Annotated in this window: 14 protein-coding genes; 7 read left to right on the plus strand and 7 right to left on the minus strand. The window is 57.6% G+C overall.

Annotated elements, in window-relative coordinates:
* Positions 1–123: 123 nt before the first annotated feature.
* A complete protein-coding gene (locus ACI2I2_RS04440; protein WP_404656799.1) occupies positions 124–666 on the minus strand; it encodes a HutD family protein in 543 nt (180 codons plus the stop codon).
* A 208-nt stretch (positions 667–874) separates the two neighbouring features.
* On the opposite strand from ACI2I2_RS04440, the gene ACI2I2_RS04445 reads away from it, so the two are divergent.
* From ACI2I2_RS04445 to ACI2I2_RS04470, 6 genes are all read left to right on the plus strand, one after another.
* Complete coding sequence (locus ACI2I2_RS04445; RefSeq protein WP_404656800.1) at positions 875–1,720, plus strand: transporter substrate-binding domain-containing protein; 846 nt, start codon at positions 875–877, stop codon at positions 1,718–1,720.
* A 12-nt stretch (positions 1,721–1,732) separates the two neighbouring features.
* Positions 1,733–2,452, plus strand: coding sequence for an ABC transporter permease (locus ACI2I2_RS04450; RefSeq protein ID WP_404656801.1), 720 nt, complete (start codon positions 1,733–1,735; stop codon positions 2,450–2,452).
* 9 nt (positions 2,453–2,461) lie between these two features.
* Positions 2,462–3,193, plus strand: a complete 732-nt coding sequence (locus ACI2I2_RS04455) for an ABC transporter permease (protein WP_404656802.1) — start codon at positions 2,462–2,464, stop codon at positions 3,191–3,193.
* Between the two features lies 1 nt (position 3,194).
* Entirely contained in the window at positions 3,195–3,989 is a 795-nt protein-coding gene (locus tag ACI2I2_RS04460; protein WP_404656803.1) for an ABC transporter ATP-binding protein, read from the plus strand.
* Complete coding sequence (hutH, locus tag ACI2I2_RS04465; RefSeq protein WP_404656804.1) at positions 3,986–5,482, plus strand: histidine ammonia-lyase; 1,497 nt, start codon at positions 3,986–3,988, stop codon at positions 5,480–5,482. Before ACI2I2_RS04460 ends, hutH begins: the two co-directional genes overlap by 4 nt.
* A gap of 61 nt (positions 5,483–5,543) precedes the next feature.
* Positions 5,544–6,917 (plus strand): purine-cytosine permease family protein, encoded by a 1,374-nt coding sequence (locus ACI2I2_RS04470; RefSeq protein ID WP_404656924.1) that lies wholly within the window; start codon positions 5,544–5,546, stop codon positions 6,915–6,917.
* A gap of 87 nt (positions 6,918–7,004) precedes the next feature.
* Here the strand turns inward: ACI2I2_RS04470 and ACI2I2_RS04475 are convergent, their stop codons facing one another.
* The 6 genes from ACI2I2_RS04475 to hpaX all read right to left on the minus strand — a co-directional run bounded on the left by ACI2I2_RS04475 (position 7,005) and on the right by hpaX (position 13,716).
* A complete protein-coding gene (locus ACI2I2_RS04475; RefSeq protein ID WP_404656805.1) occupies positions 7,005–8,369 on the minus strand; it encodes a serine/threonine protein kinase in 1,365 nt (454 codons plus the stop codon).
* Between the two features lie 38 nt (positions 8,370–8,407).
* Positions 8,408–9,355, minus strand: a complete 948-nt coding sequence (locus ACI2I2_RS04480) for a hypothetical protein (protein ID WP_404656806.1) — start codon at positions 9,353–9,355, stop codon at positions 8,408–8,410.
* A 52-nt stretch (positions 9,356–9,407) separates the two neighbouring features.
* Positions 9,408–9,905 carry an SH3 domain-containing protein gene (locus ACI2I2_RS04485; protein WP_404656925.1) on the minus strand — a complete coding sequence of 166 codons (498 nt, stop codon included), beginning with the start codon at positions 9,903–9,905 and terminating at the stop codon, positions 9,408–9,410.
* A gap of 339 nt (positions 9,906–10,244) precedes the next feature.
* The gene (gap, locus tag ACI2I2_RS04490) at positions 10,245–11,255 is read right to left on the minus strand and encodes a type I glyceraldehyde-3-phosphate dehydrogenase (RefSeq protein ID WP_404656807.1); all 1,011 of its coding nucleotides are present in this window, start codon (positions 11,253–11,255) and stop codon (positions 10,245–10,247) included.
* Positions 11,256–11,333: 78 nt separating this feature from the next.
* Positions 11,334–12,314 (minus strand): GlxA family transcriptional regulator, encoded by a 981-nt coding sequence (locus ACI2I2_RS04495; RefSeq protein WP_404656808.1) that lies wholly within the window; start codon positions 12,312–12,314, stop codon positions 11,334–11,336.
* A gap of 31 nt (positions 12,315–12,345) precedes the next feature.
* Complete coding sequence (hpaX, locus tag ACI2I2_RS04500) at positions 12,346–13,716, minus strand: 4-hydroxyphenylacetate permease (protein ID WP_404656809.1); 1,371 nt, start codon at positions 13,714–13,716, stop codon at positions 12,346–12,348.
* Positions 13,717–13,971: 255 nt separating this feature from the next.
* Between hpaX and ACI2I2_RS04505 the strand changes: the two genes are divergently transcribed.
* Complete coding sequence (locus tag ACI2I2_RS04505; RefSeq protein ID WP_404656810.1) at positions 13,972–14,433, plus strand: MarR family winged helix-turn-helix transcriptional regulator; 462 nt, start codon at positions 13,972–13,974, stop codon at positions 14,431–14,433.
* The last annotated feature ends 104 nt before the right edge of the window (positions 14,434–14,537 follow it).

Below are 14,537 nucleotides of genomic sequence, written 5' to 3' on the forward strand. Positions count from 1 at the left end.
GGTTGTTTGTTATGAAGATGTAACAACAATAAAAGCGATGATGTACAAACCTGTCTATACAACCATTCGCATAATGCAGGCTCGATCACAGTTGTTATCATTAAACTCATTGCAAACAGCGGGTTAGAAAAGGCTGATCTCTGCCAGCAGCAACATAGCGTCTCCGGAATGTGGTTCCAGCAGGCCCGGCGGCTCGTCTTGCCAACTGAGACCGCCGTTTGTCTGATGGATCTGGTCTGCCATCTGCCAGTTGCCCCGCAGCACAAAAGCCACGCCGTTTTCGCCCGGCGTTTGTGAGGAGGTCACCACCCGGACCTGCGCCGAAGCGCGTCCACGCAGGGTCATGATGTTGAAATCCATCCCTTCACCGTGAATGCCGTGCGACGAAAGCGGCAACTCCCCGGCGAATGCCCACGGCTGCCAGCGTTCAAGGTGATGGTTGATGCCGTCGCCGCGCAGCCACAGGGGCTCGCCCTCAATCAGCGTTATCACTCTGTCCACTCCCTCGAACAGTGAAAAAGGGCCGTCGGCGCTGAGCGTCGCAAGGCTCGCTCGCCACAGGAAAGGCGCGTCGTCCGCATCGATTTTGACGATTTCCCGGGTTTCGCCGCCGCCGTTTTTCCAGCGGGTGACAGGCAGCGACTCAAAAAGAAAGGGGCTTTTCATGGCGCTAACTCCCTGGTTTTTCGCGCGTTAAGTTGCTTTAATGCCACATTTGAGAATCATTTTGATTACAAATTATTTACAACATGGCTCACAAATCCATCATTCGACGAGTGTGATGGAAAGTCAACGGTTGTATATACATGTTCTGTCATTTGTTTCACGCCACGGCTTAAGCACGAAATACGCTAATGAAATCAGGAGAACCATCATGAAGCAGCGCACCACATTTCGCGGGATCTGTCTGACCACTCTGCTTTCAGGGCTACTGCTGAGCGCCACCGGTGCCCAGGCCAAAGAGTGGAGCTCAATAACCATCGCCACCGAAGGCGGGTATGAGCCGTGGAACCTGACGCTGCCGGGCGGCAAGCTGAGCGGCTTTGAGCCGGAGTTGATGGAGAATCTTTGTCAGCGGATGAGCGTCAACTGCAAGCTGGTGGTCCAGAACTGGGACGGGATGATTGCCGGGCTGAACGCCGGGAAATATGACGTGATCATGGACGCCATTGTGATCACCCCGGAGCGCAAAAAGGTGGTGAGCTTCACCGTGCCATACGCGGCGACGCCTGCCTCGTTCATCACTGTCAAAGGTAATCTGCTGCCGCCTGCACCATCCATCAAACTGCATGACGACGAGAAAGAGATTCAGGCGGCTATCGCGCCACTGAAGGCCGCGCTGAAGGGCAAAACCATTGGTATTGCCTCCGGCACGGTGTACACGCCGTTCATCGATAAATACTTCAAAGACGTCGCCGACATCCGGGAATACAACAACTCCGCCGATGCGATCCTCGATTTACAGTCCGAACGCATCGACGCGGTGTTCGACGACATCACCTTCGCCAACTCGACCCTGGCTCGTCCGGAAAACAGCAATCTGACCTTCAGCGGCCCGCAGCTGGCTGGCCCTATCTGGGGAGAGGGCGAGGCGATGGGCGTGCGTCCGGCTGATGCCGACCTGAAGGCTAAACTGGACACCGCCATCAAGGCGGCGCTGGCTGACGGCACAGTGAAAAAGCTCAGTGAGAAGTGGTTCAAAGCCGACGTCACGCCATAAGCGAGGTGCATCATGCTCAATTTTCTCGGTCTGGGTGAGGACGGCTGGGGCCGCCTGATCCTCAGTGCGACGCTGACCACGCTGCTGCTTTCCGTGGCGGCGTTGCTGGTTGGCGCGGTGGTCGGGGGCGTTATTGCCTCTGCCAAACTCTCCTCACGCGCTCCGGTTCGCGGGCTGGGCGCAGCGTATTCGGTGGTGTTTCGCGGTATTCCTGAACTGCTGATCATCTACCTGTTTTATTTCGGCGGCTCCGGGCTGGTGTCGCTTATCGGGCAGATGTTTGGTGCCGACGGCTTTATCGAAATGCCGCCGTTTCTGATTGGCGCACTGGCGATTGGCCTGATTTCGGCCTCCTATCAGGCGGAAGTGTACCGCGCCGCGCGGCTGGCGCTGTCTGCCGGGGAAGTGGAAGCGGCGCTGGCTATTGGCATGCCGCGCTGGCGCATTCTCCAGCGGGTGATGCTGCCACAAATTTTCCGCTACGCACTGCCGGGGCTGTCGAACGTCTGGCAGATGAGCCTGAAGGATTCGGCGCTGGTGTCGGTGACCGGCATCGTTGAACTGATGCGCGCGAGCCAGATTGCTGCTGGATCGACCCGTGACTACTTCCTGTTTTATCTCATCGGCGGTGGCTGCTATCTGCTGCTGACGCTGCTGTCGAACCGCGCTTTTATTCGCGCGGAAACCCGTCTCAACCGCGCCTGGCAGCGCCGTTCTACCGCCACGGCTTAAGGAGCGAACATGGTTATCGACTTTGCGTTTCTCGGCGACACGTTCCTGAAGCTTTCCGCCGCGCTGCCGGTGACGCTCGGGCTGTTTGCCTGCTCGTTCCTGCTCGGCGGCGTGCTGGCGCTCGGTATACTGGCGATGCGCATGAGTTCGTGGCGGGTGCTGAGCAGCTTTGCGCGTGGCTACATTCTTGTGTTTCGCGGCTCGCCGCTGATGATCCAGCTGTTCCTGGTCTATTACGGCCTCGGCCAGTTTGGTGTGATCCGCCACAGCTTTATGTGGCCGCTGCTGCGCGAGCCGTTTATCTGTGCGGTGCTGGCGCTGTCACTTTGCACCGCGGCCTATACCGCTGAAATTCTGCGCGGCGGGCTGCTGGCTATTCCGGCCGGGCAAATTGAGGCCGGACGCGCCTGCGGGATGTCCCGCTTTTTACTGCTGCGGCGAATTATCGCCCCGGTGATGCTGCGCTATGCGCTCCCGGCTTACTCGACCGAAGCCATTCTGCTGGTGAAATCAACCGCGCTGGCGAGCCTCGTGACCGTCTGGGATGTGACCGGCGTGGCGCAGCAAATCATTCAGCGCACCTATCGCACCATGGAGGTGTTTCTGTGCGCCGCCGTGATTTACCTGATCCTCAACTTTATCATCGTCCAGCTGTACGCCTGCCTTGAGCGTCGGCTGACGCCGCATACCCGTCAGAGCGCGCAAACCCTCGCGCTGAAGCCTGCGACCAAAGGAGAATAATATGCACGAACTGCGTCCCGTCACCCTGTCGGTCAGCGGCATTCACAAATCCTTCGGCCCACACGAGGTGCTGAAAGGGATTTCTATTGAGGCCCGCAAGGGCGATGTGATTTCGATTCTCGGGGCCAGCGGCTCGGGGAAAAGCACGCTGCTGCGCTGCATTAACCTGCTGGAAACGCCGGATGCAGGCGTGGTCAGTGTCGGTGGGGAAACCATCGAAATGAAACAGCACGCGCGCGGTCATCGACTGGCGGCAAACCCAAAACAGATTGAGCACCTTCGCTCGCGGCTCGGGATGGTGTTCCAGAGCTTTAACCTGTGGTCGCACATGACGGTGCTGCAAAACGTCATCGAAGGGCCGCACTACGTGCTGAAGCGCAATAAGCGGGAATGCATCGAACAGGCGGAGCAACTGCTTGATCGCGTCGGCCTGCTGAACCGCAAAGATTACTACCCGGCACAGCTTTCCGGCGGCCAGCAGCAGCGAGTGGCGATTGCCCGTGCGCTGGCGATGGACCCCGAAGTGATGCTGTTTGATGAACCGACCTCGGCGCTTGACCCGGAACTGGTGGGCGAAGTGTTGAAGGTGATGCGCAGCCTGGCGGAAGAGGGGCGCACGATGCTGGTGGTCACCCACGAGCTCGGCTTTGCTCGTCACGTCTCAAACCGCGTGGTGTTCATGCATCAGGGCAATATCGACTGCGAGGGCTCGCCGGATGAGCTGTTCGGTGAACAGTGCTCGCCGCGTTTTCGCCAGTTTATCTCCAGCCACTACCAGAAGGAGACCACTCTGTGAACGGCACAGTAGAGTGGGGCGACCAGCCGTTACGCTGGCAGGATGTGGCGCGTGTGGCTCGTGGAAAAGCGCAACTGACCTTAAGCGATCACGCCTGGTCGCGCATCGCTCAGGGGCGTGAAATCGTCAATCTGATCGTCGTCAGCGGCCATGTGGCCTACGGCGTGAATACCGGGTTGGGGGCGCTGTGCAACATCAGTCTGCCGGAGGAACAGCTCGGACAGTTGTCGCGTAATACGCTGCTGAGCCACGCCTGCGGTGTGGGGCCGTTGCTTGATGAGGCACAGACCCGCGCCATTATGTGCGCCGCCATCGCCAACTACAGCCACGGTAAATCGGGGATTTCCCCGGCCATCGTCGAACAACTTCTGGCGTTTTTGAATCTGAACATTACCCCGCAGGTGCCTTCTCAGGGCTCGGTGGGGTATCTCTCGCACATGGCGCACATTGGCCTGGCGCTGATGGGCGTGGGCGAGGTGGGCTGGCAGGGGAACATTGTTCCGGCACAGCAGGCGCTGGCGGAAGCCGGATTACAGCCGATAGCGCCCGGCGCAAAAGAGGGCCTGAGCCTGGTCAACGGCACGCCGTGCATGACCGGCATGGCTTGTCTGGCGCTGGACGATGCACAGCGCCTGCTCGACTGGGCCGACGTCACCGGGGCGATGAGCTTTGAGGCGTTGCGCGGGCAACTTGTCGCTTTCGATGCGGAGATTCTGGCGCTGAAGGCGAGCCCCGGCATTCAGCACAGTGGCGCAAGATTGCGTCAGCTTCTGGCCGACAGCCCACTGCTGGCCGAAAGCGTCGGTGTTCGCACTCAGGATGCGCTGAGTCTGCGCTCGATGCCACAAGTTCACGGCGCGTGTCGCGATCAGTTTGATCACGCCAGAACCCAGGTGGAAACCGAACTTAACGCCTGCACCGATAACCCGCTGGTGCTCGGCACGCCGGAAAACTGGCGGGTGGTGTCTCAGGCGAACCCGCACGGTGAATCGGTGGCGATGGCCTGTGACCTGTTAGCGATTGCGATGGCGGAGCTCGGCAGCATGTCCGAACGGCGTCTCGACCGGCTGGTGAACCCGCTGGTGAGCGGTCTGCCCGCGTTTCTGGTGGCGAAGCCCGGCGTCAATTCCGGGATGATGATTGCCCAGTATGTGGCGGCCTCGCTGTGCGGCGAGAACAAACAGCTGGCGCAGCCTGCGGTACTGGATAACTTCGTCACCTCAGCCTTACAGGAAGATCACCTGAGCCTCGGCACTGGCAGCGCGCTCAAGCTGCAACGTCTGCTCGGCAACCTTTACCACATTTTGGGCATTGAATATCTGCTGGCGGCGCAGGCGCTGCATTTCCATGGTGAGCAAAAACTGGCCCCGGCCACGCGTAACGCATTGGCGCTGCTGCGGGAAACGGTCGCCCCGTGGGAGGACGACCGCTGGCTGGCACCGGAAATCACTAAAGCTGTGAATACCTTAAAACACCATCAACCGGGATTTTAGCGAGGCATCTATGTCTTCATTTTCTTCCACCGACGAGCAGACCGGCAGCAGCAGAGGGCGCATCAGCGAGACGCGCTCGATTGATTACATCCCGGATAACGAACGTCACGGCCACATTTTCAGTCAGTTCACGCTGTGGTTTGGCGGCAATTTACAAATAACCGCCATCGTCACCGGCGCGCTGGCGGTGGTGCTCGGCGGCGACGTGGTCTGGTCGCTGATTGGCCTGCTGGTGGGGCAGGTTCTCGGCGCGGCGGTGATGTCGCTGCACGCGTTACAGGGCCCGCGCCTCGGCCTGCCGCAGATGATCATCAGCCGTGCGCAGTTCGGCGTCTTCGGCGCGGTGATTCCGTTGGCGCTGGTGTGCGTGATGTATGTCGGGTTCTCGGCCAGCGGGACAGTGCTGGCGGGGCAGGCGATGGCGAAACTGCTGTCGGTGAGCAATGAGGCGGGGATGGTCATCTTCAGCGCGATAATCATCGTCATCGCGGTGCTGGGCTACAAGGTCATTCATAAGCTCGGCAAAGTGGCGAGCATCGTCGGCGTGCTGGCGTTCGCCTGGCTGTTTGTCTCCCTGCTGCTGGCCACCGATTTCAGTACTCTGGCGCAGAACAATCACTTCACGTGGCCGAACTTCCTGCTGGCGATTTCCCTGTCATCGTCGTGGCAAATCGCCTTCTGCCCATATGTGTCCGATTATTCGCGTTATCTGCCGCGCAATGTCTCCGGCAAGAAAACCTTCCTGGCGGTGTTCAGCGGCACGGTGCTCGGCACCCAGGCGTCAATGACCCTCGGTGTGGTCGCCGCCGCCATCGCGGGTAGCGCGTTTCCGGGTCATGAGGTGAGCTACATCGTCGGCCTGAGCAAAAGCGAAGTCATGGCGATGGTCATCTATTTCGCCATCTGCTTTGGCAAAATCACCTTTACCACCCTGAACGCCTACGGCAGCTTTATGTCGCTCACCACCATCGTCTCGGGCTTCCGCCAGCAGGTCACGCTGAGCCAGCGCAGCCGGGTGATTTTCGTGGTGCTGATGGTGGCGATTTCGTGCGTGATTGCGCTGCTGAGCGAACCGGCGTTCCTGAAAAACTTCACCCACTTCCTGCTGTTCCTGCTGGCCTTCTTCGTGCCATGGAGCGCCATCAGCCTGTGCGATTACTACCTGATTTCACGCCAGGCGGTCGATATTCCGGCGCTGTTTGATGCCAAAGGGCGCTACGGTTACTGGAATCTGTTCGGGATCGGCGTGTACGTGGTGGGGGTGTTGATTCAACTGCCGTTCATCGAGAACCCGCTGTTTCATGGCTCGTTGACCTGGCTGTTTGCCGGGAATGATGTGTCGTGGATTATCGGCTGGTTTGGTACCGCGCTGCTATATATCGCGCTGCATCGTTTGGATCGGCGGGTGCTGCCTTCACAGACCGTTGTCCCCTGAAAGCCTTGCCTGGTGGCGGCGTTGCCTTACCAGACCTACACGATCCCGTAGGCCCGGTAAGGCAACGCCGCCACCGGGCAATCTGTTTTACGGTTGCGGATCTAACAACCAGGTGCCGGGTTTATCGACGGTAATGCTGGCCTTGCGCGACTGACTGCCGTTGCGCAGGGTTATCTCATACTGACCTGGTGACAACTGAACAGAGGCGTAGCCATTCACCGGGGTAGGCAATTTTTGCGTTTTGCCATTCACTTCCAGCTGTTCACCTTGCTCGACACGAAGATAGACCTTCGCATGCCCCGCCGTGGCGAGCGGTGCGCTGGTGGCTTTGGTTTTTGTTTCAGCTTTCACCGCATCCTGCACGGCGTTCACTGAATCACTACGACCAAAAATAAGGCCGCCAACAATCAGGCCAACCACAACTCCTGCCGCGATTTGCAGCGGCGTGCGGTACTGAGTCCATATCGGTGCAGGGGCGGGTTCTTCGGGTTTGGTTTCAACAGGCACCAGCATTGAGCCCGTTTGAATCGCAGGCTGTGGATTGCCCGGATCATTAAGTGAAATACCCGCTAATGCTGCAAATTCTGCCAGCGTTTGAGGTCTGTCTTCCGGGCGCAATGCCAACGCCCGATCAATCGCCTGTAACAGCTCTGGCGACCAGGAACCCGCGTGGCTTTCGGCCAGGGGCACACAGTTGTCCTGAATGCTGCGCGTGACGCTGGCAGGCGGGCGAGAGCCACTTATCAGGGTGTAAAGGATCGCGCCCAGCGAATAGATATCGGTCCACGGCCCCGGCGGATTGTCGACATCATCAGAATACTGCTCCAGAGGGGTAAAGCCCGGATGCAACAGCGTTTTGTTGCTTTCGCCATTGTCGGCGGGCCCCTGGCGTAATGCGCCAAATTCAAGCAATAACGGCAAGCCATTGTCCTGAATCTGAATGCTGTTCAGCGACAAGCGGCAGTGAATAAACCCTTTATCGTGCAGGGCGGCCAGTGCGCCGCAAAGCATCGGCAGTAAGCGACGTAGCCACGCTTCGTTGATTTTATCCGGATGCTGCTGCGTAAACGCGCTGAGCGTCATGCCGCTGTACACTGGCGTCGCCGCATATGCCGTCTCGTTGTAGGTCCAGAAACGCAGGATTTGCACCACGTTCGGGTGATTCAGACGGGCTAACTGGCGAGCTTCATGAATGAAACCCTCCAGCCCGGCACTGAAGGCCGACTGATCCTGTTTAGTGCGAGGTAACAGACGTTGGGTCTCGCTGCGCACGGTCAGAGTACGCGGTAAAAACTCGCGAATCGCAACCTGGCGCTCAAGATGGTGGTCGAGTGCCCGATAGACAATGTTATCGCTGCTGGCATCAAGAACGTCCTGAATCTCAAACTCGTCAAAGCGATAACCTGGCGGCAGAGCGTCGGGCGGTCGCTGGGTGTAATCGTTATCTGTCATGCTACGGCTCTTTGCTCAATAAGTGACAAATGTCAGGATCAATTCTGCGTACGCCATGCGCCAACGGCCGGGTCGCGTAACTGCGTTTGCAACGAATCCACCAGTTGAAGGGTGAGTGGCGTGTTCGGTGGCAGCCATTTCGCCCAGGCCTTGCGCACCTGATTTAACTGCGTTTGCAGACTGGCTTCGTCCATGGCCATTTCACGAGGAACTTTGACGGCGATAGTCCCGCTGGCGGCCCAGGCATTGATTGCCGGTTTGTAAGGCAGGATCATCCAGCTCTGTGGCGCTTCTTCGTTACTGACCACCATACGCTCGTTGTTCAGGGTGGTGATAAGCAAGCTGTCGGCGTCGGCATCATCACGCAAACCACTCACCGGGAAGCCGTGAACAAAGGTCATTGGCAGGCGTTTCTCGCCTTCGCTTCCGCTTTGGATAACCTCACTGCGCCCACTCAGCCAGCCGCCTTTTTCGCACTGGCCTTCAGGGATGAACAGGGCCGAAGCGCCAGAGTTTGCTGTCCAGAACGTCCGCAGACGGCAGCCGTCCTGCAACGTAAATTCCTGCCACGGCGTTCTGCTCGCCAGAGGCGATTTTCCGTCATTTTGCGTCTGAGGGATCTCTTCCTCGACCACTGGCGTCGCTTTGACATCCCAATCGTTTTTACGATCGGCGGTGCCAAACGCGAGGGTATTGCCCTGTGGATCTTCCATCCGCCACTGAACCCGTTGCAGTGTCGTACACTGGGTTTCCAGCAAAGCCCCGAGACGTGGCATAAAGCCATTTAATATCGAGGGATTTTGCTCACCGTTGGCCACGATGCGCAGCGGAAGCTCTTTGGCACACCAGCTCTGCGGCGAGGTGCTTTTGATGTTATCGATCCAGATATCCAGCTTTTGCGAAGGCGACTGCACAAAACGGTAGTTCTCTGCCCATACGGTCGAAGATGCCAGCAGCAACGCCACACCTGAAAGCCAGAGTTTCATAGATTTCCTTTATGCGTTTCAAAAACAGAGAAAACAGAAGCCTGCGACAGCGTCAGTTAATGATCCAGGTCCCGCTGTTAGCGTTCTGACAGGCTTTACTGTTGCTATCGACATTCACACAGGTGGCTTTTTTGCTGTTAGCCCGACGCGCACGCGGGCGGTCCTTTTTCAGCGTTTGCGCATACAGCTCGCTTTTCACCAGCGCGCGAGGGGGAACGTAACCCAGCAGTTCCTGTTTATCTTCTTCTGCAACCGCCAGCCAGTCGTTTTCAACGCTGCCCAGTACAGTATAGGTCTTACCGTTTTCTAACTCGCTCAATACTTTGCCACCAAAATCTGGCGTATTCATGACTGAACCGGCATACAGCGCGCGATAGCTGGCATTAATCGGGGTAAATTCTTTCGGTACGGCCACAATATAACGGTGTGTCAGCGTCACGCCATTTACCTGGCTGGTGACCAGCGTATCATCCGTCATCTTCGGCGCAGGCGCTTTACAGCCAACCAGCACAGTGACGACCAAAAGAGGCAATACATTTCGCAATTTCATTCTGACTTTCCCTGCAAAGCGGGTGATGCCCAATAGCGGGACGTTGTTGGCACGAAGGGATGACTCAAGGCGTAGACCACGCACGGGGAACTCGTCATCAAGCGAACAACATCATGGCCTGCAATTCCACTACAAAGTTAACAAGTGTTTAGCACGGATAGCATGATTTTACATAGGCTGCTTAACAATACAATGCTGATTACACGGATATTTTTGGCTGCATCGGTTTGATTTATAAGCAAAGGCATGCAAAGGCAGGGGTTTCTGTCGCGATGGGGAAAGGGGAATACTGAGAGGAAAGCGACTCCCGGAAAGGCCGGGAGTCATTCATGCGGTGAATTAATGTTCTTGTTGAGCCATCAAAAGCGCCAAATCGACCAGGCGGTTGGAGAAGCCCCATTCGTTGTCATACCAGGCGAGAATTTTGACCATGTTACCGCCAATCACCAACGTAGAAAGGCCGTCGATAATGGAAGAGCGCGGATCGCCCTGATAATCACTGGACACTAAAGGTTCGTCGCTATAGCCCAGAATGCCTTTCAGCGGGCCGGATGCCGCCGACTGACGGAAGGCCTCATTCACTTCTTCGGCAGTGACATCGCGTTCCAGCGTGACGGTCAGGTCAACAATCGACACCACCGGCACCGGGACTCGCAGTGAATAGCCTGTCAGACGACCTTCCAGTGCAGGGATAACCTTGCCGAGCGCTTTTGCTGCACCGCTGGAGTAAGGCACGATGGAGAGCGCTGCGGCTCTGGCTCCGCGTAAATCTTTTTCCGGCTGGTCATGCAGCGCCTGACTGTTGGTGTAGGCGTGCGTGGTGTTCATCAGCCCATGCTTAATGCCGAAATGCTGGTGCAGGACTTGTGCCGCAGGTGCCAGACCGTTGGTGGTGCAACTGCCGTTACTGACCACCGAATGTTTTTGCGGATCGTAAAGCTGATGATTGACGCCCATCACCACGGTTAAATCATCGTTTTTACCTGGTGCCGAGATAATGACGCGTTTCGCGCCGCCGCTGTGGATATGCACCGCCGCTTTTTCACGATCGGTGAAGAAACCGGTCGCTTCAATCACAATGTCTACCCCAACATCACGCCATGGAATGTTCGCCGGATCTCGCTCACTGAAGACTTTAATCGGCTGACCGTCGACAGTCAGTTGGCCTTCAGCAGCGGTGACCGTGGCGGGCAAAGTGCCGAGCAGCGAGTCGTATTTCAAAAGATGAGCCAGCGTTTTGCTGTCAGTGAGATCGTTGATAGCGACTATCTGGATGTTGGCATTGCCAAAGGCAGCCCGCAGCACGTTGCGACCGATTCTGCCAAACCCGTTAATACCGACCTTAACCATGTTCAACTCCTTCTCTGTTGTCTATGGCGTTACTGTAGGCCTGGGCAGGTTTGGCGTAAACGACAAAAAAGGATCACATTACGCCATTTTGCGACAATGAAAGCGCTGGCGATATTCACCAGGGGTGAGATGCAGCTGCTTCTCAAACAGACGTCGCAGATTAATGCTGCTGCCAAACCCGGTTTCAAGGGCGATGGTATCGAGGTTATCCCGTGTCTGTTCGAGCCGCTGTCTGGCGGCCGCAAGGCGGGCTTCCGCCACATAACGCGCCGGGGAAGCCCCGGTTTCACGGGTAAACACGCGGGTGAAATTACGCGGGCTCATCGCCGCTTTTTCAGCAAGGCTTTCCACGCACAGATCGGCGGTGAGATTGCCCTGGATCCACGTCAGCAGCCCGTCAATGGCACTCGATCCGGTGCTCTGCTTCAGGTTGTAGCGGCTGAATTGCAGCTGGCCGCCGGGACGACGCAGGTACATCACCATGTCCTGGGCGATGTCGCGGGCGAGGCTGAAACCGTAATCTTCTTCTACCAGCGCCAGGGTTAAATCAAAGCCGAGGCTCACGCCGCCGGAGGTCCAGACGGGTCCGTCCTGCACATACAGCGGCCCGGCTTCGACCTGCACGTCCGGGTAATTCGTTTTCAGTTCATCCAGCATTCGCCAGTGAGTCGTGGCGTGACGGCCGTTCAGCAGCCCGGCCTGGGCCAGCAGCAGCGCACCGCCACAAACGGAGGCGACACGTCGGGCGTGTGGCGCCGCCAGAATCAGCCAGTCGACCACCGCGATGGCTTCCTGCTCGTTGTGACCTCTGCCAGTAATAATAATGGTGTCGAGTGGCTCGCGCGGATCGAGCTCGTGCAGCCGGTGATCGGCCAGCAGGTTTATTCCTGACTGGCCGTGGATAACCTGATGCGGTTGGGTGGTGGCCAGCGCCACCTGGTAACGAGGACGCTGAGGACCTTCCGGATGCAGACGGTTAGCCTGCATCAGAATGTCGGCGATACCGGCGGACTCAAACAGCATGCCGCCGTCGGGGACGATAATCAGGATTTTCTTCATGTCCTGAAAAGTACAATTTATCCAGAATAAGTCAAGTCGACAGTGACGGCTCTGCCTCGCTTGCCGCCCCTTTTTTCATCGGGATCGCCGCGATAATCAGCGCCCCGAGCACCAGGAACCCGGCCACCATGAAGATCCCCGCGTTGAAATTACCGGTGATGTCTTTCATCAACCCCATCAGCAGCGGGCCGAGCGCCGCCCCGGTCATCCCGGTGGCGTTGATCACCGCAATCCCTACGGCACGCGCCCGCAGTGAGATAAAGCGGTCCGGTGTGGTCCAGAAAATCACCATCGCCGCGAACGCCCCGGCGGAGGCCATCACGATGCCGCTGAACTGCCAAAGCGGGTTGCTGCTTGAGGCGGTCAGCATCCAGCCTGCTGCGGCAAACAGATACGGCAGCAGGGTGTGGAATTTGCGCTCGTTGAGCCGGTCGGAGCGTTTGCTCCACCACACCATCGCCACGATGGTACAAACCTGTGGAATGGCGCTGAGCAAGCCAATGGTCACGTTGCTGCTGGTTTCGTTGAAGCTGCGCAGGATAAGCGGCGTCCAGACGCTCAGCGCGCTCAGGGTATTGGTCAGGCAGAAGTAGGCGAGGGTGTAGAGAATAATAATCGGCGTGAATAACTCGCGGGCCAGGCTGCGCGGGGGCAGCAGCGAACTTGTTGCGGCGAGCTGCGTTTTTTGCAGCGCCAGTTTGTCGGCTTCCAGCATCTCATTCAGGCAGGCTTTATCGTCCGCAGTCAGCCATTTGGCCTTCGACGGACTGTCATCCAGCCAGAACCAGACCACCAGCCCGAGCAGCACCGACGGGAAGCCTTCCAGCAGGAACAGCCATTGCCAGCCTTTCAGGTTCAGCAGGCCGTCCATGTTGAGAATGTACCCCGAAGCCAGCGAGCCGAGCGCCATCGTTACCGGCATCGCAATCATAAACAGGGCGTTGGCGCGGGCGCGGTAGCGGGCCGGGAACCAGTAGGTTAAATACAGCAGCAGGCCCGGCAGGAAACCGGCTTCGGCAATGCCGACCAACATGCGCAGCACGTACAGACTGTTCGGCCCGGTGGCGAACATGGTGGCAGTGGAGGCGATGCCCCAGACCACCATCAGCACCGCAATCCAGCGGCGCGCGCCGACGATGCTCAGCATCACGTTGCTCGGAATGCCGCAGACTACGTACATCACGTAAAACAGGGTGGTGGCGAGGCCAAACATGGTGCTGGTCAGGCCCAAATCTTTGCCCATCGTCAGCCCGGCAAAGCCAATGTTGATGCGGTCGAGATAGGAGAACACGAACAGGATAAACAAAAAGACGATCAGGCGACGGAACAGTTTTTTGATAACGGCTTGCTGGCGCGGGTCCAGCGGCGGGTCCAGAGGCAATTGTGCAGGCGTATTGCTCATGAATAGCTCCACAGAGTGATTATTAGAATGTTTTGATGGGACGGCTAACGTATAGAAAACAACCAGCAGAAGCGTCAATGTAATGTTTCAGAAATGATACGTAATTGTTATGTGTGTGGCATTTATGAATCATAATGCGACAGCGATCGCCTCTTGCACCGGGGCTTGTCGATCCACCGCGCAATGCTGCTATAGCCGTCACAGATTCACAGGTATAATCGGCGGAAATGTCGACTTTTTTGGGTAAGGAAACGCATGAGCACTCTACAAAAATCCTCTGACGACGCCGCCTTCCATCGCGAAGAGTTTCCGTTTTACTGGATAGTCAACGTCTACGCGCGCTACACGCAAATCATGGAAATCACGCTGAAAAAAGCGCAGCTCGACGTCTCCGGCTTTCGCGTGCTGATGGTCACTCACCAGTACGGCAAGGCCAGCATTTCGCAGATTGCCGAATACGCGATGGCGAAAATGCCGACGGTCACCAAGATCGTGGGCCGCCTGCGCGACGAGGGCCTGGTCACCACCGCCAGCAGTGAAAACGACGCCCGTGTCACCGAAGTGATGCTGACCGACCTCGGGCGGCAAAAGGTCGAAGAGGCCTGGGCGCAGGCCAGCAAGGTGTTCGACAAAGGCTTCAAGGGCATGAGCGCCAGCCAGGTCGCGAAGATGAATCTGGCCCTGGCGAAGGTGCTGGATAACCTCAACGAGCTGTAGTCAAAACGCCGAATGGCGAATTTGTGACCTGCGTATAATTTTCACTCAATCCTCTGTAATTCCTCAACTTTTTTAAGCCAGCCGTCGTCCGCGCTGTCGACGGC

This window comes from Scandinavium sp. NPDC088450 (assembly GCF_044900545.1).
GTDB lineage: Bacteria > Pseudomonadota > Gammaproteobacteria > Enterobacterales > Enterobacteriaceae > Scandinavium.